Origin of the sequence: Neomesorhizobium albiziae, assembly GCF_900114255.1 — a bacterium.
Classification (GTDB): domain Bacteria; phylum Pseudomonadota; class Alphaproteobacteria; order Rhizobiales; family Rhizobiaceae; genus Neomesorhizobium; species Neomesorhizobium albiziae.
In genome coordinates this window covers 36,484-61,597 of sequence record NZ_FOSL01000016.1, presented here as the reverse complement: position 1 = coordinate 61,597, position 25,114 = coordinate 36,484, and the positions used below count along the sequence as shown (strand labels likewise).

At 64.0% G+C, this 25,114-nt stretch carries 25 protein-coding genes and 1 riboswitch; of the genes, 13 read left to right on the top strand and 12 right to left on the bottom strand.

Annotation, left to right across the window (positions count from 1 at the left end):
* Positions 1-197: 197 nt before the first annotated feature.
* The 5 genes from F3H98_RS21545 to F3H98_RS21525 form a co-directional block, all read right to left on the bottom strand.
* On the bottom strand, positions 198-1,427 hold the full coding sequence (locus F3H98_RS21545) for a CmpA/NrtA family ABC transporter substrate-binding protein (protein ID WP_149762386.1): 1,230 nt from the start codon (positions 1,425-1,427) through the stop codon (positions 198-200).
* Positions 1,424-2,026 (bottom strand): ANTAR domain-containing response regulator, encoded by a 603-nt coding sequence (locus F3H98_RS21540; RefSeq protein ID WP_149762385.1) that lies wholly within the window; start codon positions 2,024-2,026, stop codon positions 1,424-1,426. Before F3H98_RS21540 ends, F3H98_RS21545 begins: the two co-directional genes overlap by 4 nt.
* 206 nt (positions 2,027-2,232) lie before the next feature.
* Positions 2,233-3,219, bottom strand: coding sequence for a zinc-binding alcohol dehydrogenase family protein (locus F3H98_RS21535; RefSeq protein ID WP_244621839.1), 987 nt, complete (start codon positions 3,217-3,219; stop codon positions 2,233-2,235).
* Positions 3,216-3,401 carry a hypothetical protein gene (locus F3H98_RS21530; protein WP_149762384.1) on the bottom strand — a complete coding sequence of 62 codons (186 nt, stop codon included), beginning with the start codon at positions 3,399-3,401 and terminating at the stop codon, positions 3,216-3,218. The genes F3H98_RS21535 and F3H98_RS21530 overlap by 4 nt, the downstream gene beginning before the upstream one ends.
* Positions 3,402-3,412: 11 nt before the next feature.
* Positions 3,413-3,883, bottom strand: coding sequence for a YybH family protein (locus F3H98_RS21525; protein WP_149762383.1), 471 nt, complete (start codon positions 3,881-3,883; stop codon positions 3,413-3,415).
* Positions 3,884-3,987: 104 nt separating this feature from the next.
* Between F3H98_RS21525 and F3H98_RS21520 the strand changes: the two genes are divergently transcribed.
* The 12 genes from F3H98_RS21520 to F3H98_RS21465 all read left to right on the top strand — a co-directional run bounded on the left by F3H98_RS21520 (position 3,988) and on the right by F3H98_RS21465 (position 15,456).
* A complete protein-coding gene (locus F3H98_RS21520) occupies positions 3,988-4,893 on the top strand; it encodes a LysR family transcriptional regulator (protein ID WP_149762382.1) in 906 nt (301 codons plus the stop codon).
* Positions 4,894-5,204: 311 nt separating this feature from the next.
* Positions 5,205-6,341: an ABC transporter substrate-binding protein gene (locus F3H98_RS21515; protein ID WP_149762381.1), complete on the top strand. Its 1,137-nt coding sequence runs from the start codon at positions 5,205-5,207 to the stop codon at positions 6,339-6,341.
* A gap of 60 nt (positions 6,342-6,401) precedes the next feature.
* The gene (locus tag F3H98_RS21510; RefSeq protein WP_149762380.1) at positions 6,402-7,274 is read left to right on the top strand and encodes a branched-chain amino acid ABC transporter permease; all 873 of its coding nucleotides are present in this window, start codon (positions 6,402-6,404) and stop codon (positions 7,272-7,274) included.
* A gap of 2 nt (positions 7,275-7,276) precedes the next feature.
* Positions 7,277-8,230 carry a branched-chain amino acid ABC transporter permease gene (locus F3H98_RS21505; RefSeq protein WP_149762442.1) on the top strand — a complete coding sequence of 318 codons (954 nt, stop codon included), beginning with the start codon at positions 7,277-7,279 and terminating at the stop codon, positions 8,228-8,230.
* Positions 8,230-9,012 carry an ABC transporter ATP-binding protein gene (locus F3H98_RS21500; protein WP_149762379.1) on the top strand — a complete coding sequence of 261 codons (783 nt, stop codon included), beginning with the start codon at positions 8,230-8,232 and terminating at the stop codon, positions 9,010-9,012. Before F3H98_RS21505 ends, F3H98_RS21500 begins: the two co-directional genes overlap by 1 nt.
* Complete coding sequence (locus F3H98_RS21495; RefSeq protein ID WP_149762378.1) at positions 8,999-9,700, top strand: ABC transporter ATP-binding protein; 702 nt, start codon at positions 8,999-9,001, stop codon at positions 9,698-9,700. Before F3H98_RS21500 ends, F3H98_RS21495 begins: the two co-directional genes overlap by 14 nt.
* 320 nt (positions 9,701-10,020) lie before the next feature.
* Positions 10,021-10,137: riboswitch (TPP riboswitch) on the top strand.
* 100 nt (positions 10,138-10,237) lie between these two features.
* Positions 10,238-12,073: a phosphomethylpyrimidine synthase ThiC gene (gene thiC / locus F3H98_RS21490; protein ID WP_149762377.1), complete on the top strand. Its 1,836-nt coding sequence runs from the start codon at positions 10,238-10,240 to the stop codon at positions 12,071-12,073.
* The gene (thiO, locus tag F3H98_RS21485) at positions 12,070-13,071 is read left to right on the top strand and encodes a glycine oxidase ThiO (protein WP_149762376.1); all 1,002 of its coding nucleotides are present in this window, start codon (positions 12,070-12,072) and stop codon (positions 13,069-13,071) included. The genes thiC and thiO overlap by 4 nt, the downstream gene beginning before the upstream one ends.
* Positions 13,040-13,237, top strand: a complete 198-nt coding sequence (gene thiS / locus F3H98_RS21480; RefSeq protein ID WP_149762375.1) for a sulfur carrier protein ThiS — start codon at positions 13,040-13,042, stop codon at positions 13,235-13,237. Before thiO ends, thiS begins: the two co-directional genes overlap by 32 nt.
* A 4-nt stretch (positions 13,238-13,241) precedes the next feature.
* Positions 13,242-14,015 (top strand): thiazole synthase, encoded by a 774-nt coding sequence (locus F3H98_RS21475; protein ID WP_149762374.1) that lies wholly within the window; start codon positions 13,242-13,244, stop codon positions 14,013-14,015.
* On the top strand, positions 14,012-14,617 hold the full coding sequence (locus F3H98_RS21470; protein WP_149762373.1) for a thiamine phosphate synthase: 606 nt from the start codon (positions 14,012-14,014) through the stop codon (positions 14,615-14,617). Before F3H98_RS21475 ends, F3H98_RS21470 begins: the two co-directional genes overlap by 4 nt.
* Positions 14,608-15,456, top strand: a complete 849-nt coding sequence (locus F3H98_RS21465; protein ID WP_149762372.1) for a hydroxymethylpyrimidine/phosphomethylpyrimidine kinase — start codon at positions 14,608-14,610, stop codon at positions 15,454-15,456. Before F3H98_RS21470 ends, F3H98_RS21465 begins: the two co-directional genes overlap by 10 nt.
* Positions 15,457-15,476: 20 nt before the next feature.
* On the opposite strand, the gene guaA is transcribed toward F3H98_RS21465, so the two are convergent.
* The 6 genes from guaA to katG all read right to left on the bottom strand — a co-directional run bounded on the left by guaA (position 15,477) and on the right by katG (position 23,369).
* Positions 15,477-17,039, bottom strand: coding sequence for a glutamine-hydrolyzing GMP synthase (guaA, locus tag F3H98_RS21460; RefSeq protein WP_149762371.1), 1,563 nt, complete (start codon positions 17,037-17,039; stop codon positions 15,477-15,479).
* A gap of 277 nt (positions 17,040-17,316) precedes the next feature.
* Positions 17,317-17,955: a 5'-methylthioadenosine/S-adenosylhomocysteine nucleosidase gene (locus tag F3H98_RS21455; protein WP_149762370.1), complete on the bottom strand. Its 639-nt coding sequence runs from the start codon at positions 17,953-17,955 to the stop codon at positions 17,317-17,319.
* An 11-nt stretch (positions 17,956-17,966) separates the two neighbouring features.
* Positions 17,967-18,428, bottom strand: a complete 462-nt coding sequence (locus F3H98_RS21450) for a PaaI family thioesterase (RefSeq protein WP_149762369.1) — start codon at positions 18,426-18,428, stop codon at positions 17,967-17,969.
* Positions 18,429-18,611: 183 nt separating this feature from the next.
* Positions 18,612-19,415 carry a Crp/Fnr family transcriptional regulator gene (locus F3H98_RS21445; RefSeq protein WP_149762368.1) on the bottom strand — a complete coding sequence of 268 codons (804 nt, stop codon included), beginning with the start codon at positions 19,413-19,415 and terminating at the stop codon, positions 18,612-18,614.
* 46 nt (positions 19,416-19,461) lie between these two features.
* A complete protein-coding gene (locus F3H98_RS21440; RefSeq protein WP_149762367.1) occupies positions 19,462-20,751 on the bottom strand; it encodes an RsmB/NOP family class I SAM-dependent RNA methyltransferase in 1,290 nt (429 codons plus the stop codon).
* Between the two features lie 425 nt (positions 20,752-21,176).
* On the bottom strand, positions 21,177-23,369 hold the full coding sequence (gene katG / locus F3H98_RS21435; protein ID WP_149762366.1) for a catalase/peroxidase HPI: 2,193 nt from the start codon (positions 23,367-23,369) through the stop codon (positions 21,177-21,179).
* A 296-nt stretch (positions 23,370-23,665) separates the two neighbouring features.
* On the opposite strand from katG, the gene F3H98_RS21430 reads away from it, so the two are divergent.
* Entirely contained in the window at positions 23,666-24,574 is a 909-nt protein-coding gene (locus tag F3H98_RS21430) for a hydrogen peroxide-inducible genes activator (RefSeq protein WP_149762365.1), read from the top strand.
* Positions 24,575-24,577: 3 nt separating this feature from the next.
* Here F3H98_RS21430 and F3H98_RS21425 read toward each other — a convergent pair whose 3' ends face one another.
* Positions 24,578-25,111 carry a hypothetical protein gene (locus F3H98_RS21425; protein WP_149762364.1) on the bottom strand — a complete coding sequence of 178 codons (534 nt, stop codon included), beginning with the start codon at positions 25,109-25,111 and terminating at the stop codon, positions 24,578-24,580.
* Positions 25,112-25,114: the final 3 nt, after the last annotated feature.

Below are 25,114 nucleotides of genomic sequence, written 5' to 3'. Positions count from 1 at the left end.
CGCAAATTTCGTGACCCGTCTGTGGGTCTCACCAACTATAAAGCAGGAAGCGTGCCAGTTGGCCCGCCACGCGAAATTTTGAAAGGAAATCAATAGCCAGCGTCATGCTCGCCGTGAGGCGCGCTGATATGGATTGGCGAAAACTCCGGCAGGCATCGTCTTGCGATGCACAAAAATGATGCAGCGCACAAGGCCGCCTACACTCTGGGCAGCCGCTTCTGCCGCTCGATGTAAGCCGAAACCTCGTCCGGGTCGAAGGTAACGCCGTCGAAGAAGCCGTCGGGACCAAGCACCAGGCTCGCGCCCGCCGAACCAACCGGCGTCGCGGCGCTCAGCGCGCCCTCGACCTTGGCGTTCGCGCCCGGCAGCGCGACGCCGAGTTCACGCAGCGCCGACCGATAGAGATCGGGCCGGTAGGTGTCGCGGGCGATCGCTTCATTCCGGGCGCTGGCCGCGACCTGCCCCCACCGCACCATCTGGCTGTAGAACCACAGCGCGTGGCTCTTCCAGGGGAATGTGGCGCCCTTCGCATGCGGCAAGAAGAAGTCGCGCGTCGTCACTTCGCCGCCATCGCCGGTCCGGATCGTCCCGCTCAACGCCGGCAGCAGCCAGTCAGCCGGACGGTCGACATAGGCCGGGCCTGCCAGCATGGCTGCCAGCTCGCCATGGTTTGCGGGGTCGCCACACCAGACGGCCGCACGGTGCAGCGCGCGCAACAGCGCCGTCAGCGTTTCCGGATTGGCTTCGGCCCAGTCGGCGGCCACGCCCAACACCTTTTCGGGACTGGATCGCCAGATCGCAGCCTTGGCCGTGGCGATGCGCCCCACCCCCTTCACCACGGCCGCGGTGTTCCACGGCTCGCCGACGCAATAGCCGTCGATGCGCTGCGAACCGAGCGCATCAGCCATCAAAGGCGGCGGTACGATGACGATCTCGATATCGCTGTCCGGATCGACGCCGCAGGCCGCCAGCCAATAGCGCAGTTCGTAGTTGTGGCCGGAATGAGGGTGCACGACCGCGAAACGCAGAAGCGGCAAGCCTTGCGTCGCGCGCTGCGTCACGATCGCCGCCAGCGCCTCGCCGGCCGAGCGTGGTTCGAAATCGGAGGCCGCGCCATTCCCGCGCATCTCGTCCCACAGGGTTTGCGACACGGTGACCGCGTTGCCGCCGAGACCCAGCGCCATGGGTGCGATGGTGCGTGTGGCGAGCGGCGTCAGGCCAAGGTTGCAGGCAATCGGCATCGGCGCCAGCATGTGCGCCACGTTGAAATGGCCGACGGCCAACCGGTCGCGAATGCTCGCCCAGGAGTTTTCGCGAACCAGCAGCAGTTCGACGCCCTCCTCCCTGGCAAATCCCTTTTCGCGTGCTGCGACCAGCAAGGCGCTGTCGAGCAGCGGCAGAAAACCGGCCGTCACCAGGTGGCTCATGACGCATCCTCCGGTCCAAGCAGTCCGGCCGCCGTGACGAGGCTCTGCGCAATCTCGCTTATCTTGCGGTTCTGGTTCATCGCGGTCTTGCGCAGCAGCGTGTAGGCCTCCTCCTCCGAAAGCCCGCGCGACTTCATCAGAATGCCCTTGGCGCGGTCGACCAGCTTGCGGCTCTCCAGCTCCGTGCGCGCATCTTCGAGTTCGCGCGCCATGCGCGAGAAGGCGTTGAAACGGCTGATAGCCATGTCGAGGATCGGCTTGACGCGTTCCTTCCGCAGCCCGTCGACGACGTAGGCCGACACGCCCGCCTCCACCGCCGCCTCGATGGAGGCCGTGTCCGATCGGTCGACGAACATCGCGATCGGCCGCTTCACCGCGCGAGACAGCTGGAACATGTTCTCCAGCATATCCCGGTTGGGGTTTTCGAGATCGATCACGATGACGTCCGGCTCCAGCGTGGCGATGCGCGCGGCGATGCCGGCCATATCGTGGATGATCGTCACGTCCGTATATCCGGCCTCGCGCAATCCTTCCTCGATGACGGCCGCGCGTATGCGGTTTTCGTCAATGACGAGTACATCGAGGGGAGCCGGCTTCATGCCCGCATTTTGCCTGCCGGCTTCGATTGTGCAATGCAAAAAACCGCCGCGGGGGGCGGCCCGGCCTGGATATCGGTTTTCCGTTTGGGAAGCGAAAAAAGTACCGGGGTGGTTGATCCAAAGGGATTAACCACCCCGGCCTGGGCGCGTGTATCCCCCCACGCGCGCAGTTGAATGGCTGAAATAGACGTCCGATCAATCTCGCGTCATGTCAGCACAACGACCTTTCCGCCCGCCGCGTTCGCCTCCATGACGCGGTGCGCCTCGACGATCTCGTCGAGCTTGAAAACCCGTCCGATCGGCAGCCGCAGCTCACCGTCCTCGACCTCATCCACGAGCGCCTGAAGCGGCGTGCGCATGAAGTTCTCCACGCCACCCGAATAGCTGGTGAGCGACACCGCCGTCGGGATGTCATCCAGTGGATTGAACCCGTCCAAGGACCATTGGTCGCCGACGATGCCGGTCATGCATAGTATGCCGCGCGGGCGCACGCAGCGCAGCGAATCCCTGAGCGTCGTGGCGCCGACCAGTTCGAGCACCTTGTCGACGCCATTCGGACAGACCTCGCGAACCTGGCTCGCGATCTCGCCTGTGTCGATCAGCACCTGGTCGACACCCCTTTCGCGCAACAGCCTTTCTCGATCGGGGTTGCGGGTGGTCGCGATAACGACGGCGCGATGTGCCTTGGCGATCATGGTGGCGGCAAGCCCGATCGAGCTTGTGCCGCCGCGGATCAGCAGCCGATCGCCTTGCCTAAGCTGCAGCGATGTGAACAAGGATCCCCATGCTGTCTGAAGCATTTCGGGCATGGCGCCCAGCAAGTCCCATGGCAGCACGGTCCGCAGTCTCTGCACCTGACCGGTGGGCACGCAGACATAGTCCGCATACCCGCCGTCGAACTGGCGTCCCATCCCGCCCATCGCCGTCGCCACGATGTCGCCTTGCGTAAAGGCTCCGCATGGGACCTCCGCCACCGTCCCAACCGCCTCGATCCCGAGGACGCGTGGAAAATCCACGATTGGCGAAAGGCCACGGCGCGTGAACAACTCGGAGCGATTGAGCCCAAACGCCTTCACCCTGATGAGCACCTGCCCCTCGCCGGGCTTCGGCACGCGCCGGGTCTCGATCCGAAGGGTCTCGGGCCCTCCAGCCTGATGGATGACCACCGCCCTCATGGTCTTCGGCACGGTCACGGCGACCTCAGTGCGGCGATCGGACGGTCGAGGCTCGACCCCGTGGCGGCGCGAGCCGCGATCGACAGGAGGCCGCCGGCCATGGTCATGTTTGGGAACACGATCATTCCCGTCCAATCGCCGAAGTCGCCGCGAAGGATCGCGGCGGTCGAAACTAGGAAAGTAATCAGCTTCTCGAGCATGATGATCCTCCCTATTCACGCGGCGGAGTGGTGGAGGCGAAGCTGTAGTGCGCGATCTTCCATCCGCCTGCTGCGAGCTTTTGCAGGACAAAAAACTGCTGAATTGCTTCGGCCAGCGTATGGTTGCTGGTCCGGACGGTGACTGTGCCGGCCGAATTGGTCCGTGCGAACGCCCACTCGGGGGCCACCTGGACGATTTCGGCGATGTCGAGACGAAACGACAGCTTGACGGCGCTGAACACGTTCCAATAGGCGTTCCGCACCGCATCGGCGCCGATGCTCGACGGGATGTACTGCGGCATGAACACGCCGTCGGGCGCATAAAGCCGCAGGACTGCGTCCGTATCGGAGCTGTTCAGTGCCTGTTCATAGGCCTCAAGCACCTGTTCGATTGCCGCCGTGTCGTTGCTTTCAGTGGCTACCGCCGCATTCGACAGGGCCAAAATCGCACCTGCCAGTATTGTGGTCGCAATCCCCGGCACCCCAGGCTCCCGGTAGTAAAGTTCTCGTGAGAGTTGTAGATCATTTCCATTTTTGGGATTAGATAGGTTTTTTGGTAGTCACTTTCCTGAATTTGGGAAAATCGATGATCGACCTGAACGACCTCGTGATCTTCGCCCGTGTTGCCGAAACACGCAGCTTTTCCGAGGCGGCGCGCCGTATGGCCATGCCTGTCTCGACCGTCAGCCGCAGGGTCGCCGAGCTGGAGGACCAGCTCGACGTCCGCTTGTTCGAGCGTTCCACGCGCAGCCTGAGGCTCACCGACATCGGCATGGAGATTCTTGAGCAGGCTCAGCGCGGTGCGGAGGTGAACGAGGCAGTCGACAGCATTGTTTCGCACCGGCTTTCGGAGGTCCGCGGCACGCTGCGGCTCTCGGCGCCCCCCAGCATCTCCGAGAATCTGCTGGCGCCACTGATCGGCACGTTCCGGGTCTCCTATCCGGCAGTCGAGGTGCATTTGATCATCGCCGATCGCCATCTGGATCACATCTCGGAAGGGATCGATCTGGCGTTGCGCCTTGGCCCGTTCGCGGATTCGAGCCTGGTCGCACGCCCGGTCCTGCGCTACCGCCATAGGCTTGTCGCAAGCCCGGACTATCTGGAGGGGCGGGACGCTCCCACTCATCCTCGTGAGTTGCGCGATCACCAGTTGCTCGCCTTCGCCTACTGGTCGCGGCAGCACCGCTGGATACTGGAACGGGACGGCGTGCACGAGACGGTGAACTTCAGGCCGAGGGTGACGATGAACGACTTTACGGGGCTGGCGACCTTGCTGGCGGGAGGTGGGGGAATCGGCGAGCTACCGCCCATCGTCGCGCCCGCTCTGTTCGCCAGCGGGCGGCTGGTCGAGGTCATGCCGCAGTGGCGCTTCGCGACGCGCGATCTTTCGATCGTGTATCTCGGCAATCGCAACATATCCCGGCCGGTGCGAATGTTCAGGGACTTCGCGCTTCAGATGATACCCAAGCTCGCGGGCGAGCTTCCGGTCTGATTCTTCATTCCCCGTGAACGGCCCGGGCGCGCCGCCTTCCACACCTGCGCACGCATACAGCAGAAGCCGTGCCGGCATGCCAGGGCGGGTCACAGGACATTGCGCGTGTATCGGGGATCTTCACGCCGTCACCTTGCCGATCTTCGAGCCGCCAATAGCATCATCAAAAAATAGTTGCATAATCCGACCGGTCGGTTAATAATAACCTGCCGCTAAACCGGATTTGGCTGGCAAGCACGTTCAAGACGATCTCTGCATTTTGGCTTGGGAGGGCCGGGCCAAAACGGCGTTTTCAACCTCGGGAGGAATTCATGAAGTCTGTATTGAAGGCTGCGGTCGCAGCCTTGATGATCGGCGTGGCATCGCCTGCCCTGGCCGATATCAAGATTGGCTCGACCGTCTCGGAAACTGGCCCGGCATCGTCGCTGGGCGACCCGGAGGCGAAGACCCTGCGGATGCTGGTCGACGAGATAAACGCCGCTGGCGGCGTGCTCGGCGAAAAGATCGAACTGGTCAGCTACGACGACGCGGGCGACCCCAACAAGGCGCGCACATTCGCAACACGTCTAATCGAGGATGACGAGGTGGTCGCCATCGTAGGTGGTTCGACCACGGCCACGACGATGTCGATCATGCAGGTTGTAGCCGATGCCGAGATCCCGTTCATCTCGCTTGCCGGTGCACTTGAGATTGTCGACCCGGTTCAGCCATGGACGTTCAAGACACCGCATACCGACCGCATGGCCTGCGGCAAGATCTTCGAGAACATGAAGGCCGGCGGCCTTACCAAGATCGGCCTGATTTCCGGCTCGGACGGCTTTGGCGCCTCAATGCGCAAGCACTGCGTGGACATTGCCGGCGACTACGGCATCGAAATCCTGGCCGATGAGATCTATGGACCGACCGACGCCGACATGACGCCGCAGTTGACCAATCTGCGCTCCAAGGAAGGCGTCCAGGCAATTCTCAACGCCGGCTTTGGCCAGGGCCCTGCCATCGTCACCCGCAACTACGGACAGCTTGGCATCAAGACGCCGCTCTACCAGTCGCATGGCGTCGCCTCGAAGGCCTTCATCGAGCTCGCCGGACCAGCGTCGAACGGGGTCAAGATCCCCGGCACGGCAATCCTGATTGCGGACCAGCTCAGCCAAGACGATCCGCAATATGCCGTCGTGACCGCCTACAGGAAGATCTATGAGGAGAAGGCCGGTTCGCCCGCCTCCACTTTCGGCGGCTATGCGCATGACGCGCTGCGCCTGCTGGTCGATGCGATCAACCGCGCCGGCGCGGCGGAGCCGCAGGCAATCCGCGATGCGATCGAGCAAACCAAGGGCTTCGTTGGCGTCACCGGCGCATTCAATATGTCGGCGACCGATCACCTCGGCCTCGATCTTTCGGCTTTCCGCATGCTGGAGATCAAGGACGGCAACTGGGTGCTGCTCCAGTAGCATCGAACCGCCAGCCAACGAGCCGATCGCAACCTTACAGTTGCAAGGGAGGGGTACGCGGTGACGGAACTGCTGCAATATCTGGTGTCGGGAACGACTGTCGGAGCCGCCTACGCGCTGGTCGCGCTTGGCTTCACCATCATCTACAACGCCTCCGACGTGGTGAACTTCGCACAAGGCGAGTTCGTCATGCTCGGCGGAATGGTGACGTTCTTCGCCTGGCAGGCGGGCGTGCCCCTGCCGCTGGCGGCGCTGCTGGCAATCGTGGCAGCCGCCGTCATTGGTGTGCTCCTCAACAAACTGGCCATCGAGCGCGCAGGCGCCGCGCCGGTGGTCAGCCTCATCATCATCACCATCGGCGCCTCGATTTTCCTGCGCGGCGGCGCACAACTGGTTTTCGACAAGCAGTTGCACCGCTTTCCGGGCTTCAGCGGCGACGAGCCGATGAACGTCGGCGGGGTGACGATCCTGCCGCAGGGCCTGTGGGTCGTCGCCGTCGCGGTCATGGTGTTCGTGCTTCTCTACGTCTTCTTCACGCGCACTTTGACGGGCAAGGCCATCCTCGCCACGGCCAACAACCGCGTCGCCGCGAAACTGGTCGGCATCAACACGGACTACATGATGAGCCTGAGCTTCGCGCTGTCGGCGGCGATCGGCGCGCTGGCCGGTATTCTCATGACGCCGATCAGCCTGACCAGCTACGATCTTGGAGTACCCTTTGCGCTCAAGGGGTTCGCCGCCGCGATGCTGGGCGGCATGGGCGTGCCGGTCGGGGCCCTGGTTGGCGGCCTGCTTCTGGGGCTGATCGAGGCGCTGACGGCCGGGCTTGTCAGTTCGACCTACAAGGACGCCGTCGCGTTCATTGTCATTCTGGTCGTGCTGTTCTGGATGCCGCAAGGTTTGTTCGGCCGCAAGTCGATGGAGCGTGTGTGACCATGCGCCTGTCGTCGAAGCATCTGACGCTGCTGATCCTGCTGGCCATCGTCGCCCTGGCGCCGCTCGCCTTTCCGTCCAACTTCTACTACCGCATAGGCGCCCTCGCCTTCGTCAATGGGCTTGCCGTCACGGGCCTCGTCATCCTGATCGGCTTCGCCGGCCAGGTCAGTCTCGGGCATGCCGGCTTTGCAGGCATCGGGGCCTATACCTGTGCATTGGCGCCGATCTATCTGGGACTTCATCCGGCGTTGGCCATGCTCCTTGGCACCGTCATCAGCGCTGGGATCGCCTGGCTGATCGGCGGGCCGATACTGCGGCTGAAAGGCTATTATCTGGGGGTGGCCACACTTGGCTTCGGCATTCTGGTGTCGATGGTGCTTGCCAATGAAGTGCCGATCACCGGCGGCGCCGACGGGCGCGAAGTGCCGGAACTGGGCTTGCGCGCGGCGCTGAAGTTCATCGGTATCGATCTCTCCAACGCACAGTTCTGGTACGCCTTCACCGCGTTGTTCCTGCTCGGCGGCGCCTGGGTCGCCTCGAACCTCCATGACAGCGCGGCCGGGCGGGCGCTCAGGGCACTGCACGATTCGGAGATCGCTGCCGGCACTGTCGGCGTCGATGTCGCGCGCTACAAGCTCTCCGCCTTCGTGTTGTCGGCCGTCTACGCCTCGCTGTCCGGCTCGCTGCTTGCGCTGATGAACAAGTTCATCACGCCCGATGTCGCCGGTTTCCTGCATTCGGTCGAGTTGGTGACGATGACGGTGCTGGGCGGCGCCGGCTCGGTGCCCGGCGCAATCGCCGGGGCAACTTTGCTGACGCTGTTGCCGCAAGCGCTGACAGCGCTGCAGGCATATGAGCACATGATCCTCGGCCTGATCATGATGCTGGTCATGATCTTCATGCGTGACGGACTGGTGCCGACCCTGTCGCGCGCCTTGCGCGGGAGGGGCTGATGCCGCTGCTTTCCGTCGAGGGGCTGGGTATCGATTTCGGCGGCTTGCGGGCCGTCAACGATGTCGGCTTCGGGGTCGAGCCGGGTGAGATCGTCTCGGTGATCGGGCCGAACGGCGCCGGCAAGACGACGCTGTTCAACATGATCTCCGGCGCTTACCGGCCGGCGCGCGGCAAGGTGAGCCTCGACGGTGAAGCGGTCACGGGCATGGCCCCGAACCAGCTGGCTGAACGCGGCCTGTCGCGCACCTTCCAGAACCTGCAGATCTTCCAGAAGATGTCCGTGCTGGAGAATGTGATGACCGGCCGGCACCTGAAGGCGCGCGGCAGCCTGGTCGCCGACCTGTTCTCCACGCCGGCATCGCGCCGTCGCACTGCCGAGGCGCGTACTGTGGCGAGCGGGCTTCTGGCGCGCGTCGGGCTCGACCGCGCGGCGGATCAGCAGGCTTCGTCGCTGTCCTACGGCGCGCTGAAGCGGCTGGAGATCGCGCGCGCGCTGGCGCTGGAGCCGCGCATCCTTTTGCTCGACGAGCCGGCGGCCGGCTGCAATGCGGTTGAGACCGAGGAGATCGACCACCTCATCGCCGACGTGGCGAAGTCGGGCGTCGCCATCCTCTTGGTCGAACACGACATGAAGATGGTGATGCGCATCTCCAGCCATATCGTCGTGCTCGACCGGGGCGAGAAGATCGCCGAAGGCAAGCCGGAAAAAGTCTCGCGCGATCCCAAGGTGATCGAAGCCTATCTCGGCGTTCAGGAAGGGAGCGGCCATGCTCTCGGTTGAGAACCTGCGCTCGCGCTATGGGCGCATCGAGGTGCTGCACGGCGTCGACCTGCAGGTGCGTTCGGGTGAAATCGTCACTGTGGTGGGCGCCAACGGCGCCGGCAAGACGACGCTGCTGCGCTGCATTTCCGGCGTGCAGCCGATCAGCGGCGGCAATCTGGTGTTCAAGGGCGAACCGCTGCAGGGGATGCCGGCGCACCGGCGCGTGGCGCTCGGCCTGGCGCAATCGCCCGAGGGCCGGCAGATATTCACCAGCCTCAGCGTGGAGGAAAATCTCAGGCTGGGGGCCTATCTGTTCGCGGATGCACGCGTCGACACGGATATGGCAGAGGCTTTCGCCATGTTCCCGATCCTCAGGGAAAAACGCAATCTCGCGGCCGGCGGCCTTTCGGGCGGCCAGCAGCAGATGCTGGCGATATCGCGCGCGCTGATGGCGCGCCCTGCCTGCCTGCTCCTGGACGAGCCGAGCATGGGGCTGGCGCCGATCCTGGTTGCGCAGATCATGGACGTCATCAGGAATTTGAAGACACTGGGCGTCACCGTGCTTCTGGTCGAGCAGAACGCCTATGCCGCGCTGCGTATTGCCGACCGTGGCTATGTGATGGAGACCGGGCGGGTGACCATGCAAGGCACGGCCGAGGAACTGATCGCCGACGAACGGATCCGCGCCGCCTATCTGGGCGTTTGATATCTGTCTGCGCCCCGAATAGAGCCGTCGCGCTTGGACGCCCTTCGCGCGAAGCGTTCAGCTGACTACATGGTCACGAATAATCAGTTACTTCTGTGGTTTACGGCATTTTCCGAAAGTTCGCGATTAAGCTCTGAAGGACACCGGGTCAATCCCACTCGATGGTGCCGGGCGGTTTCGAGGTAATATCGGCCTCGACTATCCCGCGCTCCCCTCCGGCGAGTAACTTGCCCGCGGGCGCCAGTTCTTCCGTCAGGCTTGAGCAAGCCTCTGATCGGCCAAATGCGCTTGACAAAATGACGCTCGCCCGTTCAATTCGATTCATTCACCAGGGGAGTCCCGGCAAGAGGCTGAGATACTGCTGGCTTTCGCGGCGCAGTGACCCGTTGAACCTGATCCAGTTCATACTGGCGTAGGGACGGTGCAAGCGCTTTGCGGGACTCCATGCCCGAAAACCGGCAAACAGGCAGGTAAAAGCGTCTTTTCATCCTTCCGGCACAGAACTGGGTCTCCAATGCATGAGCAAAGGAGCCTCAAATGAATGCCATTACCCCCGCGGTATCGACGGGACCGCTGCCCGCCTCGAGGAAAATCTATAAATCCGGCCTGATCCACCCGCAGATCCGGGTGCCGATGCGCGAAATCTCTGTCCATCCGACGGCCGGCGAGCCGCCTGTCACCGTCTACGATCCGTCCGGTCCCTATACCGACCCGACTGTAGAAACCAGCATCGAAAAGGGCGTTGCCAGGCTTCGCCAGGAATGGATCATGGCGCGCGGCGATGTCGAGGCCTATGACGGCCGCCATGTCCGGCCTGAAGACAACGGATTCGCGGCGGGCGAGCGCCTGACGCCGGAATTTCCCATTCGCAACCGGCCGCTCAGAGCCATGAAGGGCAAGGCGGTGACCCAGTTTGCCTATGCGCGCGCCGGCATCGTCACGCCCGAAATGGAATTCGTGGCCATCCGCGAGAACCTGGGCCGCGAGATCCTGCGCGGCAGCGTGCTGCGCGACGGCGAGGCCTTCGGCGCGGCGATCCCCGACTTCGTCACGCCCGAATTCGTGCGTGACGAGGTAGCACGCGGGCGGGCGATCATTCCCGCCAACATCAACCACCCCGAGAGCGAGCCTATGATCATCGGCCGCAATTTCCTGGTGAAGATCAACGCCAACATCGGCAACTCCGCCGTCACTTCGTCAATGGCGGAAGAAGTGGAAAAGATGGTGTGGGCGATCCGCTGGGGCGCCGATACGGTGATGGACCTGTCGACCGGACGCAACATCCACAACATCCGGGAATGGATCGTGCGCAATGCGCCGGTGCCGATCGGCACGGTGCCGCTTTACCAGGCGCTCGAAAAGGTCGGCGGCATCGCCGAGGACCTGACATGGGAGGTCTACCGCGACACGCTGATCGAGCAGGCCGAACAGGGCGTCGACTATTTCACCATCCACGCCGGCGTGCGGCTGCACTACATCCCGCTGACCGTTGACCGGGTCACAGGCATCGTTTCTCGCGGCGGCTCGATCATGGCCAAATGGTGCCTGCATCATCACCGGGAAAGCTTCCTCTACGAGCACTTCGCGGAAATCTGCGACATCTGCCGCGCCTATGATGTGTCTTTTTCGCTCGGCGACGGACTCCGTCCTGGTTCGATCGCCGACGCCAACGATGCAGCGCAGTTCGCCGAGCTGGAAACGCTCGGCGAACTGACGAAGATCGCCTGGGCCAAGGATTGCCAGGTGATGATCGAGGGGCCTGGCCACGTGCCGATGCACAAGATCAAGGAGAACATGGACAAGCAGCTCGCAGTCTGCGGCGAGGCGCCGTTCTACACGCTCGGGCCGCTCACCACCGACATTGCGCCCGGCTACGACCACATCACGAGCGGGATCGGTGCGGCGATGATCGGCTGGTTCGGCACGGCGATGCTCTGCTACGTTACACCCAAGGAGCATCTCGGCTTGCCCGACCGCAACGACGTCAAGACCGGCGTCATCACCTACAAGATCGCCGCTCACGCCGCCGACCTTGCCAAGGGTCACCCGGCCGCGCAGATCAGGGACGATGCGCTGTCGCGGGCACGGTTCGAGTTCCGCTGGGAAGACCAGTTCAACCTGTCGCTCGATCCAGAAACTGCGCGCTCATTCCACGACGAGACCTTGCCCAAGGAGGCGCACAAGCTGGCTCATTTCTGCTCCATGTGCGGGCCAAAATTCTGCTCCATGCGCATATCCCACGACATCCGCTCGGAGGCCCAGAAAGAGGGCATGGCGGCGATGGCGGCGAAATACCGCGAAGGCGGCGATCTCTATGTGCCAGCGGACGAGACTCGCGCATCGCTCGTGCCGGAGGCGCATGAGCGATCATGAGGGTGCTGGTCAAAGGGGCCGGCGTCGCTGGCCTCACAGCTGCCTTCGAACTCGTCATCCGCGGCGCGGTGGTGACCGTTGCCGAGACAAGGCACAGCCTTGGCGGCAATGCCTCGTGGTTCGCCGGCGGCATGCTGGCGCCATGGTGCGAGCGTGAAAGCGCCGAGCAGCCGGTGCTGGAGCTCGGACGCGATGCCGCCGACTGGTGGGATGCGGCAACGCCCGGCCAGGTGACGCGGGCCGGAACACTGGTCGTCGCCGCGCCGCGCGATGCGGGCGAGCTCGACCGGTTCGCCAGCCGCACGTCGGGCCATCGGCGTGTCGATGAAGAGGAGATCGCGCGGCTGGAACCCGACCTCGCGGGCCGCTTCCGCCGTGGATTGCTCTTCCTCGGCGAGGCCCATCTCGACCCGCGCCAGACGATGGCAGCACTTCATAAGAAACTTACAGCCATGGGTGTCGATTTCCACTTCAGCGCCGACGCCCAGGATGTTTCCGGATTCGATCGCCAGATCGACTGCACCGGAATGGCAGCGGTCGATGACAGGCTGCGCGGCGTTCGCGGCGAGATGCTGATCCTGCGCACGCCGGATATCTCGCTGTCGCGCCCTGTCCGGCTGCTCCATCCGCGCTTTCCGCTCTACATTGTGCCGCGCACCGGCCACCGTTTCATGGTCGGCGCGACGATGATCGAAAGCCAATCCAGCGACCCGGTCACAGTGCGTTCGATGATAGAGTTGCTCAGCGCCGCCTGCGCGCTCCATCCGGCTTTCGGTGAGGCTGCCATCATCGAGACCGGCGCCAGCGTTCGCCCGGCTTTTCCTGACAATCTGCCACGTGTCGACGCCCATGAAAGCACCATCGCGATCAACGGACTTTATCGCCATGGTTTTCTTCTCTCTCCCGCCATGGCGCGCCGGGCGGCCGAACTCGTTTTCGATCATGACAAACCAGCGGAGCCTGCTGATGAAGCTTACGGTAAACGGCGAAGCGCATGAAGTTGCCGCCACCACGCTGGCCGAGCTGCTTGCTGCGCTCGACTATGAGGGCGATTGGCTCGCAACGGCCGTCAACAGCGACCTCGTGCATGTGGCCGATCGGGCGCAGTTCCAGCTGAGCGACGGCGATCGGATTGAAATCCTCTCGCCCATGCAAGGCGGGTGACCCGATGCTCGACCTTTACGGTACGAACCTTCCCTCGCGCCTGCTTCTCGGCACGGCTCAATATCCTTCGCCGGCTATCCTTGCCGATGCGGTCGAGGCGTCGGGCACGTCGGTGGTAACCGTCTCCTTGCGCCGTGAAATGGCAGGCGGCAGGGCCGGCGAAAAATTCTGGTCGTTGATCCGCTCGCTCGGCGTAAGAATCCTGCCCAACAGTGCCGGCTGCCACTCCGTCAAGGAAGCGGTCACAACCGCGAAAATGGCGCGCGAGTTGTTCGGCACGTCCTGGATCAAGCTCGAAGTGATCGGCAACCAGGATACGCTGCAGCCGGACGTGTTCGGCCTGGTCGAAGCCGCCCGCATCCTGTGCGAGGACGGCTTTTCGGTATTTCCCTATACCACCGACGATCTTGTCGTTGCGGAGCGGCTGCTCGAGGCGGGCTGCAAGGTCCTGATGCCGTGGTGCGCGCCAATCGGTTCCGCCCTCGGACCGATTAACATCCCGGCGCTGCGCTCGATGCGCGCACATTTCCCTGGCGTTCCACTTATTGTGGATGCGGGGCTGGGGCGACCGTCGCACGCGGCAACGGTCATGGAGCTTGGCTTTGACGCCGTGCTGCTGAACACGGCGGTGGCGAGAGCGGCTGATCCGGTCGGCATGGCGCGCGCATTCGGCAAGGCGGTCGAAGCCGGTCGTGAAGCTTTCAAGTCGGGAATGCTCGAACCGCGCGAGGTCGCCGTGCCGTCGACGCCGACGTTCGGCAGGGCGGTCTTCTCGTGAAGCTCGATCCCTTCTACCTGATCGTCGACAGCGCCGCCTGGATCGAACGGCTAGTGCCGCTTGGCGTCAAGCTGGTGCAGCTTCGCATCAAGGACCAGGACGAGGCTGGGTTGCGTGCCGAGATCCGAAAAGCCAAGGTCTTGTGCGCCCGGCACCGATGCCAACTCATCGTCAACGACCACTGGCGCCTGGCGATCGAAGAGTGCTGCGACTTCGTTCACCTCGGCCAGGAAGACCTGCAGGCGGCGGACCTTCCTCGCATAAGGGTAGCTGGTATTCGCCTCGGCCTCAGCACGCATGACCACGCCGAACTGGAAACGGCCCTGGCCGCCAGACCGGACTATATCGCGCTCGGCCCGATCTACCCGACCATACTGAAGCAGATGAAATGGTCGCCACAGGGGCTTGAACGAATTGGCGAATGGAAGCGCCGGGTCGCGCCGATCGCGTTGGTCGCCATTGGCGGCCTCAACCCTGGCCGGATCGAGGGCGTCTTCGGCGCCGGCGCAGACAGCGCCGCTGTCGTGACCGACATTACATTGAATGCCGACCCGGAAGCGCGCACACGAGAATGGATCGAAAGGACAGAACGATGGCGCTGAGGGGAGAACCGCATGTGCTTGTCGTTGGTGGATCGGACTCCAGCGGTGGCGCCGGAATTGCACGCGATATCGAGACGATCTCTTCCATCGGCGTACGCGCCTGCCTTGCTGTCACCGCGCTGACGGTGCAGACGCACGAAGCCGTACTGGAAGTCCACCCTATTAAACCCAGTCTGGTGGCCGATCAAATGCGGGCGGCGCTGCAGGCCAACGAGGTGGCGGCCATCAAGATGGGCATGCTCGCGACAGAGCAGATCATCGCTGGCGTTGTCGCTGTGCTGCGCGAAAATCGGCATATCCCGGCAGTGCTCGACCCCATACTGGCCTCCACTTCGGGCAGGCCGCTCCTGGAAGCAGGCGCGATCGACGTGATGAGTCGTGATTTAATGCCGCTTTGCCGGCTCGTCACACCCAACCTCATCGAGTTGGCGGCTCTCGTCGGCTCACCCGTTGCGGTGAACGAAGGCAGTGCGTTGCAACAAGGTCAAAAATTGCTGGCTGCCGGATCGCAAGCCGTGCTGATCAAGGGTGGCCACGGCGCGGGACCTAGCTCCACGGACATACTGTTACGCTCAAACCAGAAGGCTATCCGCTTCGATGCGCCCCGCCTTGGTGGATCGAAGCGCGGGACGGGCTGCATGCTGGCCAGCGCCATTGCCGCGCATTTGGCTAACGCACGCTCGCTTGAAGATGCCGTGCTCCATGGCAAACAGCTTGTTTTCGAAGCTTTGACGAAAACATGCTGGCAGGCGGATGACACTAATCAGGCGGATGACACTAATATTGTCGCTACTCCCGCCACTGCAGACTTGTCGTGGGATTCTCCTGATCCGCGATAGGCCGCCAAGGCCGCCAAAAATCATTCCCACTCGATGGTGCCGGGCGGTTTCGAGGTAACGTCGTAGACGACGCGGTTGATGCCCTTCACCTCGTTGATGATGCGGGTGGCTGCCTGGCCGAGGAAGTTCATGTCGTAGTGGTAGAAATCGGCGGTCATGCCGTCGATGGAGGTCACCGCGCGCAGCGCGCAAACGAACTCGTAGGTGCGGCCGTCGCCCATGACGCCCACCGTCTGCACCGGCAACAGCACGGCGAAGGCCTGCCAGATGGCGTCGTAGAGGCCGGCCTTGCGGATCTCGTCGAGATAGATCGCGTCGGCCTCGCGCAAGATTTCGAGCTTTTCGCGGGTGATGCCGCCGGGGCAGCGGATGGCAAGGCCCGGTCCCGGAAACGGGTGGCGGCCGATGAAGCTGTCCGGCAGGCCGAGCTCCTTGCCCAGCGCCCTGACCTCGTCCTTGAACAGTTCGCGCAGCGGCTCGACCAGCTGCATGTTCATGCGTTCTGGCAGGCCGCCGACATTGTGGTGCGACTTGATCGTCACCGAGGGGCCGCCGCTGAACGACACGCTTTCGATGACGTCGGGATAGAGCGTGCCCTGCGCCAGGAAATCGGCGCCGCCGAGCTTCTTGGCCTCCTCCTCGAACACCTCGATGAACAGGCGGCCGATGGTCTTGCGCTTGGTTTCCGGATCGGCCTCGCCTTCAAGCGCCGTGATGAAGCGCTCGGACGCGTCGACCAGGATCAGCGGCAGGTTGTAGTGCTCGCGGAACATGGAAACGACGTTCCTGGCCTCGTCCTTCCGCATCAGCCCGTGGTCGACGAGGATGCAGGTCAGCTGGTCGCCGACCGCCTCGTGGATCAACAGTGCTGCCACCGAGGAGTCGACGCCGCCCGACAGCGCGCAGATGACCTTCTTGTCACCGACCTGCTTGCGGATCGCCTCCACCGCATGCTCGCGATAGGCGCGCATGGTCCAGTCGCCCTCGATGCCGGCGATCTTGTGGACGAAGTTGCGCAACAGCTTCGCGCCGTCTGGCGTATGCACCACCTCGGGGTGGAACTGCACGGCGTAGAACTTGCGGGCCTCGTCGGCGATCGCCGCGAAGGGCGCGCCGCTCGAAGTGCCGATCACATGGAAGCCGTCGGGAATGGCCGTCACCTTGTCGCCGTGGCTCATCCAGACCTGATGGCGGGTGCCCTTGGCCCAGACGCCGTCGAAGAGGGCGCTGTCATCCTCGATCTCGAGATAGGCGCGGCCGAATTCGCGGTGGTGGCCTGCCTCCACCTTGCCGCCGAGCTGCGCGCACATCGTCTGTTCGCCGTAGCAGATGCCGAGCACCGGGATGCCCGCATCGAAGATCGCGTCCGGCGCCCGCGGGCTGCCGATGTCGACGGTCGAGTGGGGGCTGCCGGAAAGGATGACGGCTTTCGGCTTGATACGCCGGAAGTCTTCGTCGGCCGACTGGAAGGGAACGATTTCGGAGAAAACGCCGGCTTCGCGAACGCGCCTGGCGATCAGCTGGGTGACCTGGCTGCCGAAGTCGATGATGAGGACGGTGTCGGGATGAGCTTGGTTCGTCATGGCGGGCGTTTAAAGAAAGAAACGAGTCGGCGCAATGGGTTGGAGCGCTCTCATCGCATTTTGAATCGGGTGGATAATCCACCGCATCAGTTGCCTCACACTTTGATTCAACCGCGCGGCGTATCCACCGGGAAAATGGGAGCCGGCCGGGCGAAGGGTGTGGTGAGATTCAGGTCAGGCCGAGTCGAAAATGACGGATTTCGAGAACTGGAGCGCAGCGTACATTCGGGTACGTGAGCACCGGCAAGCGCAGAAAGCCGCCATTTGCAGGCCGGCCTTACCTGAATATCAACGCGCCCTCCGCGATCGCCGCTCCCAGCCTGTCCACCGCCGCCGCCAGCTTCTCGTCGATGACATGGAGGTATTCGGTCCAGTCGCCGACATGCTTGAGATCGGCCGCGCCATCCGAAATGCCGCGCAGCGCGATCAAGGGCACGCCGAAGAGCTGGCAGGCGCGCAGGCAGGCAAAGGTTTCCATATCGACCATCTCGGCGGCGATCGCCCCGTAGGCCTCGCCTGAAATGATGGTCGCGCCCGTCGACAGGCTCGCCTCGCGGATGCCCGGAATGCGGTGCGGCAGGGGAACGGTCGCCGGCAGGTCGAGGAACGGCGTCGCCCCCTTCTCGAAGCCCAGGGCCGAGGCATCCATGTCGCGGTATGACACCGACACCGCCTGGTAGATTTCCGTCTGTTCGAGGCTGCGGCTGCCGGCCGACCCCAGCGAAACGATAAGGTCCGGCAGCGTGCCGTTCGTTTCGCGCCGGCCGAGTTCGGCGCCCAGCACGACGCCTGCCTCCACCGGCCCGACGCCGGTCATCAACGGCACGAACCGATGCCGGAGGTGCGGGCCGTATTCCGCTTCGGCCGCCATGACGAAGAGAACCTTCTTGCCGGCAAGCGAGGTGAGAGGGATCATTGGCGTATCTATCAGCCTTCGATGCCGTCGCGGCCCACCACCGTCATCATGGTGCCGGTCATGGTGGCGATCAGCTTGGCCTCGCCGTCGGCGCCGAACGCATAGGCCTGGCCGTCGGCAACGATGATGGTGCGGCCGGGCTTGGTCACCGAGCCGCGGAACAGGAAGCGCTCGCCCCTGCCCGGCGCCAGCAGGTTGACCTTGAATTCGATCGTCAGCACCGCCGCGTTGGCCGGCATCATCGAAAAGGCGGCGTATCCGCAGGCCGAATCCAGCGCGGTCGATATGATGCCGGCATGCAGGAAACCGTGCTGCTGGGTCAGCGCCATCGAATAGGGCATCTCGATCTCGATGATGCCCGGCGTCACCAGCGTCAGTTCGGCCCCCAGCGTCATCATGGCGCTCTGCCTTGCAAACGAGGAGCGCACGCGATCTTCGAAATTCGGATCCGCTGTGATCTTTGCCTCTGCCATCGGCCCGGTCTATCTCCGCATCGAGACTAGAGTGGAGTGCTTCGGGCATTCCGCTCTATCTGTTTGTTAGCCGCATTTGTGCTGCAAAATGCTCCTGCCGCTTATCGCAAAGCGACGGTTGGCACGCAATTGTTATGTTGCAGCGCAAACTCGACTGTTTGGTTTGCTCGACGCACCGCAAAATCAAGAGCCGGGAAGCGGCCTCGGCTCCTCGCCTGTCAGTATCGTCGGCTCTTCGCCGGTCAGGATCGGCGGCGCCGGCTCGGCTTTTTCGTCGGCGGGCGCGGCTGAGGGCTTGTCCGGGGCGTGCGCGTGGTTCGCATCGTTCATACGCTCCAGCTTGCCGACGAGGTTGCGGTTGAAGCTGTATTCCAGTGCCTGGCGGATGCCCGGATGCTTCTTGCTGACAGCCTTCAGCACGGCGGGATCGAAGATGCAGCAGCGCACCTCGTTGGCCACCCGTACGGTCGCCGACGCCGGCCGGCCGCTCAGAAAACTCATCTCGCCGAGGAAATCGCCCGGCCCGCAGACACCGACGATCTTGCCGCCGCGCTCGACGCTGGCAGCGCCCCTGGCGATGAACACCAGGTCGGGCGTCGCCTCCCCCTCCTCGACCAGCAGGTCGCCGGGCTCGCGCGTCTGCCAGCGCGCCAGCTTCAGCATGCGGGCCCGCAGATTGGGCTCGATCGTCGGCATCACCGTTTCGACCAGGAACTTTTCGTCGTCGCCTGTGGCGCGCCGGCGGCCCGCCAGAAGGACGATCGCCAGTTGCACGGCGTTCACCGCCGCGAAGATGAATTCCCAGCCGGCGCTGATCCTGTCGTTTACGAGCAAGCCGTAATAGAAGACGCCGACAACTCCACTGGCGATGGCGAAAATGCGCAGCCAGCGCATGCTGCTCATCGAAACGGAAAGGATGACCAGGACGTAGTTGAGGTGCCCAACCAGGCTGTTGAAATTGGTCAACTGGTCGATCAGAACATCCATGAAAACTCCTCCCGCGCGGCGGGCGCGGCGGCCAGCGCTACTTCATTCAGGTTTTCCGTGAAAGTGCGGCGAAATAAAATCCGTCGGTGCCGCTTCCGGCCGGCGAAAGCGACACGCCCCGCCCTTCGTCGATCCTCGCCTTGCCCGCCTTGCCCGGGAAGCTTCCGTCCCAAAGAGCACGGTGATCGAGCGGCTCGAAATCTTCGTTGCGCGCCAGGAATGCCTCGACCTGGCCGGCGTTTTCCGGCTGGAACACCGAACAGGTGATGTAGGCGATCTTCCCGCCGGGTTTCACGAAGGCCTTCGCCGCATCGAGGATCGCCGTCTGCTCGGCGATGCGCACGTCGAGCTGCTTTTGCGTCAGCCGCCATTTGGCGTCGGGCCGCCGGCGCCAGGTGCCCGACCCCGTGCACGGAGCGTCGATCAGCACCAGGTCCATCTGGTTCTCCAGCGCCGACAATTCCGGCAGCCGCGCGACGACCTGGATGTTGCGGTTGTCGGAGCGGCGGATGCGGTCGAAGATCGGCGCCAGCCGCGTCTTTTCGGAATCGTAGGCGAAGATCTGGCCGCGGTTCTCCATCGATGCGGAGAGCGCAAGCGTCTTGCCGCCGGCGCCGGCGCAATAGTCGAGCACCTGCATACCGGGTTCGGCGCCGGCAAGCTGCGCGGCCACCTGCGACCCCTCGTCCTGGACTTCGAACCAGCCTTTCTGGAAGGCGGGTTCGGCCTGGACGTTCGGGTGCCGGCCGTGGCCGGCAATCGGCGGAATTCGGATGCCCTGCGGCGCAAGTGGCGATGCTTCGGCCCCGGTGCCCAGCAATTCGGCCAGCACCCGGCCGCGGTCGGCCTTCAGCGTGTTGACCCGAAGATCGAGCGGCGGGCGCTGCGAAAGCCCGTGCCCTTCGGCAACCCAGCCATCGCCATATGTTTCCTCAAGCAGCGGCGCGCACCAGTCGGGGCAGTCCGCCCGCGTCGCGTCCGGCGCCTCGGTCAACGCGCGCGACGTCAATGCCCTGGCCTCGTCCTGGCTCAGCGGTTCGGGAGCGAACTTGTCACCATCGATTGCCGCGTTCAGGCTCTCCGGCGTCTCGCTCCATTCGAGCACAAGCGCGCCGAAGCCCAGCGCCCTCGGCGTATCGCTGTCGAACAGCCAGGCGGCCGAACGTTTGCGCCGCAGCGCGTCATATACGATGTTGCCGATCGCTGCCCGGTCGCCCGCGCCGGCAAAACGATGGGAAAGGCCCCAGTCGCGCAGCACATCGGCCGCGGGCCGGTGGCGCTTTTCAATGTCTTCGAGAACTTCGATGGCTGCAGCCAGCCGTCCGCCAAGTCGCATGTCGGTGATCCCTATGTCGGCTTACCCGAGAAACGCCTGACTATCCGGCCAGGCGCTCGCAGGCAAGCGCGCTCAAACGGGATCGTGAAAAACAATCCGCATTCGGACGGCGCTTCAAAAGAAAACAGGCGCGGATCGCTCCGCGCCTGTTCTTTGAGAAGTGATCCGTTTGCTTGTCAGAAGCCGTTTGATAACTCGCTGCGGCGAGTCAAATGGCGGTGGTTTCGAGAACCGGAGCGGAGCGGACATTCAAGTCCGTGAGCACCGGAAGCGCAGAAAACGCCGTCATTAGAGCGCCGCGTGTCCCTTGGGACACGCAAAGGACGCTCTAAGACTTTGAATCGCTGCATCGTGCTTTCCGAAAATCGATTCCGATTTTCGGGCCGATGCAGTGGCCGCCGCAGTAGAGTTTGCAAACGGGGCTCTCAGGCGCGATCGAAGCGGTCGGCATCCATCACCTTCGCCCACGCCGCCACGAAATCCCTGGCGAATTTCTGCTTGGCGTCGGAGCTGCCGTAGACTTCCGCGAGCGCCCTGAGCTGCGAGTGCGAGCCGAAGATCAGGTCGACCCGGGTGCCGGTCCACTTGAGTTCGTTGCTCTTGCGGTCGCGCCCTTCGAACACGCCTTCCGTGCTGGCGGATTGCTGCCACTGGGTGCCCATGTCGAGCAGGTTGACGAAGAAGTCATTGGTCAGCGTGCCCGGCCGGTCGGTGAACACGCCATGCGTCGACTGCCCGACATTGGCGCCGAGCACGCGCAGGCCCCCGACAAGCACCGTCATCTCCGGCGCCGTCAGCGTCAAAAGCTGCGCCCGGTCGACCAGTTGCTCCTCGGGCGACAGGCGTTGCGGCCCCCGGCGGTAGTTGCGGAAACCGTCGGATGTGGGTTCCAGCGGCTCGAAGGAATCGACGTCGGTCTGCTCCTGCGAGGCGTCCATGCGCCCCGGCGTGAAAGGCGCCTTCACGTCAAGCCCGGCGTCCTTCGCAGCCTTCTCGATCGCGGCCGCGCCGCCAAGAACGATCAGGTCGGCGAGCGAGACCTTCTTGCCGCCAGACTGCGCCGCGTTGAACTCGCTCTGGACCGCTTCGAGCTTTTGCAGCACCGCCGCCAGTTCGGCCGGCTGGTTGACCTCCCAGTCCTTCTGGGGGCTGAGCCGGATGCGTGCGCCGTTGGCGCCGCCGCGCTTGTCGGAGCCGCGGAACGTCGAGGCTGATGCCCAGGCCGTCGAGACCAGCTGCGGCACCGACAGGCCGGACGCGAGGATTTTGGCCTTGAGGGCGGCACTGTCCTGCTCGTCGATCAGCACATGATCGACCGCCGGGATCGGGTCCTGCCAGGGCAGTTCCTCCTTCGGGACGAGCGGGCCGAGATAGCGCGCGATCGGGCCCATGTCGCGGTGCGTGAGCTTGTACCAGGCCCGTGCGAACGCATCCGCGAACTGGTCCGGATTCTCGTAGAAACGCCGCGAGATCTTTTCGTAGGCCGGGTCGAAGCGCAGCGCGAGGTCGGTGGTCAGCATCGACGGCGCGTGACGTTTCGACTGGTCGTGCGCATCCGGCACCGAGCCTGCGCCCATGCCATGCTTCGGCGTCCACTGATGCCCACCCGCCGGGCTCTTGGTCAGTTCCCATTCGTAGCCGAACAGGTTCCAGAAGAAGTTGTTGGTCCACTTGGTCGGCGTCGAGGTCCAGGTGACTTCCAGGCCGCTGCCGATCGTGTCGCCGCCCTTGCCGGTGCCGAACGTGTTGGCCCAGCCCAGCCCCTGCAGCTCGATGTCGGCGGCTTCCGGTTCAGGGCCTACCGATGCCGTATCGCCGGCGCCATGGGTCTTGCCGAAGGTGTGGCCGCCGGCGATGAGCGCCACGGTCTCCTCGTCGTTCATCGCCATGCGCGCGAACGTCTCGCGGATATCGCGCGCCGCCGCGAGCGGATCCGGATTGCCGTTCGGCCCTTCCGGATTGACGTAGATCAGGCCCATCTGCACAGCGCCAAGCGGGCTCTGCAGTTCGCGGTCGCCGGAATAGCGCTCGTCCGCCAGCCACTTGCCTTCGGGGCCCCAGTAGATGTCCTGCTCGGGCTCCCACACGTCGGCGCGGCCGCCGGCGAAGCCGAAGGTCTTGAAGCCCATCGATTCCAGGGCGACGTTGCCGGTCAGGATCATCAGGTCGGCCCAGGAGATCTTGCGGCCGTATTTCTGCTTGATCGGCCACAGCAGCCGGCGCGCCTTGTCGAGGTTCACGTTGTCCGGCCAGCTGTTCAGCGGTGCGAAACGCTGCTGGCCGGCTCCGGCGCCGCCGCGGCCGTCGCCGATGCGGTAGGTGCCGGCGCTGTGCCACGCCATGCGGATGAATAGCGGCCCGTAGTGGCCGAAATCGGCCGGCCACCAGTCCTGCGAGTCGGCCATCAGGGCATGCAGGTCCTTGATCACGGCGTCGAGGTCGAGGCTCTCGAACTCCTTGGCGTAGTCGAACGCCTCGCCCATCGGATCGGCCAGGCCGGATTGCTGGTGCAGCACCTGAACGTTCAGTTGGTTCGGCCACCAGTCACGGTTGGCCCTGGCAGCGGTCGTGTGCACCACTGGGCACTTGCCGGCGCCCTCTTCAGTTTTCGCGTCCATGTTTTCTCCGATTGCCTCTTTGATTTCGTTGATAGGTTGCGTGGTCCGGCGGAAATTCGAGCCAACCCGGTGTCCGCAGCGTCCCAGACGCGCGCCGGGCGCGATCGAATTCGCTAGGCCTGCCGCGGAAATGGTGTCGTTGCGTTCGTCATGGCTTGCGCCTCCCTCATTTGGGTTTTGCCGAAATCTTGCCAGGTGGGGCTTTGAAGCCGCGCCAGCCTGGAATCTTTTGAGATTAGCGCCGGTCACCGATAAAGACAAATTGCCTTTCCTGTTATTATCGATAAGCTTTGCCTATGATCCGCTTGACCATTCGCCAGATGCAATATTTCGATGCGTTGGCGCAGACTCTGCATTTCGGCCGTGCCGCGGCCCTTGCGGGCGTGTCGCAACCGGCGCTTTCCTCGCAGATCGCCGAGATGGAAGAGCGGCTTGCCTGCAAGCTCTTCGACCGCAGCGGAAAATCGGTGCGCATGACCGACGAGGCGCAGGCGCTGCAGCCCAGGATCGAACGCATCCTCGGCGAAATAAGAGACGTCGAATCCGTCGCCAGGCGCGGCCGGCTGGCCATGGAGGGACGCTTTCGGCTGGGCATCATCCCGACGGTTGCGCCCTACCTCCTGCCGCAATTGCTGCCGGAACTGAAATCGCGCTTCCCGGCCTTGCTTTTGGAGCTTCGCGAGGCGGTCACCGCGTCGCTGGTCGAGGAAACGGCGAGCGGCCGCATCGACGGTTTCGTCGCCGCCCTGCCCCTCGATTTTCCCGGCCTGGTGACGGAAGAACTCTTCCCAGACCGCTTCTTCCTCGCAGTTCCCGCTGGCGATCCGGGCTTCGCATCGCCGCCGGTGCCGCCGGAAAGCCCGGCGCTCGAACGGCTGATGCTGCTGGAAGAAGGCCATTGCCTGCGCGAGCAGGCGCTGGCGCTCTGCGGCAGCGTCAAGCCCGTCGCCATGGCCAATTACGGCGCCACCAGCCTGACCACCCTTCTGCAGATGGTTGCGCATGGGCTGGGCATCACCCTCATTCCCGAAATGGCGGCGCGGCCGTCCGGCGTCATTCCCGATCTCAAGATCGTGCCATTCGCCGAGCCGATGCCCTCGCGCACGATCTGCCTTGCCTGGCGGCGCAACAGTCCGCGCCACCACGAATGCCTGGAACTCGCAAGGATCATCCGCGACCTGCGCGGCGTGCTGATGGCGGGGTGAACGTCAGCGTTTCCTCCGGCCTGCCAGGAACAGCGTCAGAAGAACGGCCACCGGTACGGCGGCAAGCGCGAATTTCGCAACATTCAGGCCGGAAGCAAGCGCTATCGCGGCGGGCGTGGCCATGGTCGGGTCGTCGAGCATGCGCACCACCGCAAAATTCTGCGCATAATCGGCAACCACGTAAGGCATCACCAGGCCGACGGCGAATGCGGCTTTGGCCGTTTCGCCAAGGCGGGCAAAGCCCGGCAAGCGGTTGCCGGCTGCGGCGATCAGGCTCGCCAGCGCCAGTCCGAGCACCACCGGCAGCACCATGTCCAGCGTCAGGTAGTGCCAGACAAGCACGGCCTCGCGGCCGTGCGCGCCGAGCCCCATCAGCCATTTCGTGACGTCCTCGTCCGAGAAACCCGCAAAGCGCATGTCGAGGGCGGGAATGCCGCCGCTCAGCCTGCGGAAATACAGATGCTCGAGCGCGGTCATCGCCACCAGCAGCAGCGCCGCGGTCAAGACATAGGCGTAGCTATGCCGCAGGAAGCGCATTGC

Bases quoted from the DNA above. Each gene is read 5' to 3' on its own strand.
- F3H98_RS21545 (WP_149762386.1), bottom strand. From the start codon at position 1,427: ATGAGCCACCTGGTGACGGCCGGTTTTCTGCCGCTGCTCGACAGCGCC.
- F3H98_RS21540 (WP_149762385.1), bottom strand. From the start codon at position 2,026: ATGAAGCCGGCTCCCCTCGATGTACTCGTCATTGACGAAAACCGCATA.
- F3H98_RS21530 (WP_149762384.1), bottom strand. From the start codon at position 3,401: ATGCTCGAGAAGCTGATTACTTTCCTAGTTTCGACCGCCGCGATCCTT.
- F3H98_RS21520 (WP_149762382.1), top strand. From the start codon at position 3,988: ATGATCGACCTGAACGACCTCGTGATCTTCGCCCGTGTTGCCGAAACA.
- F3H98_RS21515 (WP_149762381.1), top strand. From the start codon at position 5,205: ATGAAGTCTGTATTGAAGGCTGCGGTCGCAGCCTTGATGATCGGCGTG.
- F3H98_RS21505 (WP_149762442.1), top strand. From the start codon at position 7,277: ATGCGCCTGTCGTCGAAGCATCTGACGCTGCTGATCCTGCTGGCCATC.
- F3H98_RS21500 (WP_149762379.1), top strand. From the start codon at position 8,230: ATGCCGCTGCTTTCCGTCGAGGGGCTGGGTATCGATTTCGGCGGCTTG.
- F3H98_RS21495 (WP_149762378.1), top strand. From the start codon at position 8,999: ATGCTCTCGGTTGAGAACCTGCGCTCGCGCTATGGGCGCATCGAGGTG.
- thiC (WP_149762377.1), top strand. From the start codon at position 10,238: ATGAATGCCATTACCCCCGCGGTATCGACGGGACCGCTGCCCGCCTCG.
- thiO (WP_149762376.1), top strand. From the start codon at position 12,070: ATGAGGGTGCTGGTCAAAGGGGCCGGCGTCGCTGGCCTCACAGCTGCC.
- thiS (WP_149762375.1), top strand. From the start codon at position 13,040: ATGAAGCTTACGGTAAACGGCGAAGCGCATGAAGTTGCCGCCACCACG.
- F3H98_RS21475 (WP_149762374.1), top strand. From the start codon at position 13,242: ATGCTCGACCTTTACGGTACGAACCTTCCCTCGCGCCTGCTTCTCGGC.
- F3H98_RS21465 (WP_149762372.1), top strand. From the start codon at position 14,608: ATGGCGCTGAGGGGAGAACCGCATGTGCTTGTCGTTGGTGGATCGGAC.
- guaA (WP_149762371.1), bottom strand. From the start codon at position 17,039: ATGACGAACCAAGCTCATCCCGACACCGTCCTCATCATCGACTTCGGC.
- F3H98_RS21455 (WP_149762370.1), bottom strand. From the start codon at position 17,955: ATGATCCCTCTCACCTCGCTTGCCGGCAAGAAGGTTCTCTTCGTCATG.
- F3H98_RS21450 (WP_149762369.1), bottom strand. From the start codon at position 18,428: ATGGCAGAGGCAAAGATCACAGCGGATCCGAATTTCGAAGATCGCGTG.
- F3H98_RS21445 (WP_149762368.1), bottom strand. From the start codon at position 19,415: ATGGATGTTCTGATCGACCAGTTGACCAATTTCAACAGCCTGGTTGGG.
- F3H98_RS21440 (WP_149762367.1), bottom strand. From the start codon at position 20,751: ATGCGACTTGGCGGACGGCTGGCTGCAGCCATCGAAGTTCTCGAAGAC.
- katG (WP_149762366.1), bottom strand. From the start codon at position 23,369: ATGGACGCGAAAACTGAAGAGGGCGCCGGCAAGTGCCCAGTGGTGCAC.
- F3H98_RS21430 (WP_149762365.1), top strand. From the start codon at position 23,666: ATGATCCGCTTGACCATTCGCCAGATGCAATATTTCGATGCGTTGGCG.
- F3H98_RS21425 (WP_149762364.1), bottom strand. From the start codon at position 25,111: ATGCGCTTCCTGCGGCATAGCTACGCCTATGTCTTGACCGCGGCGCTG.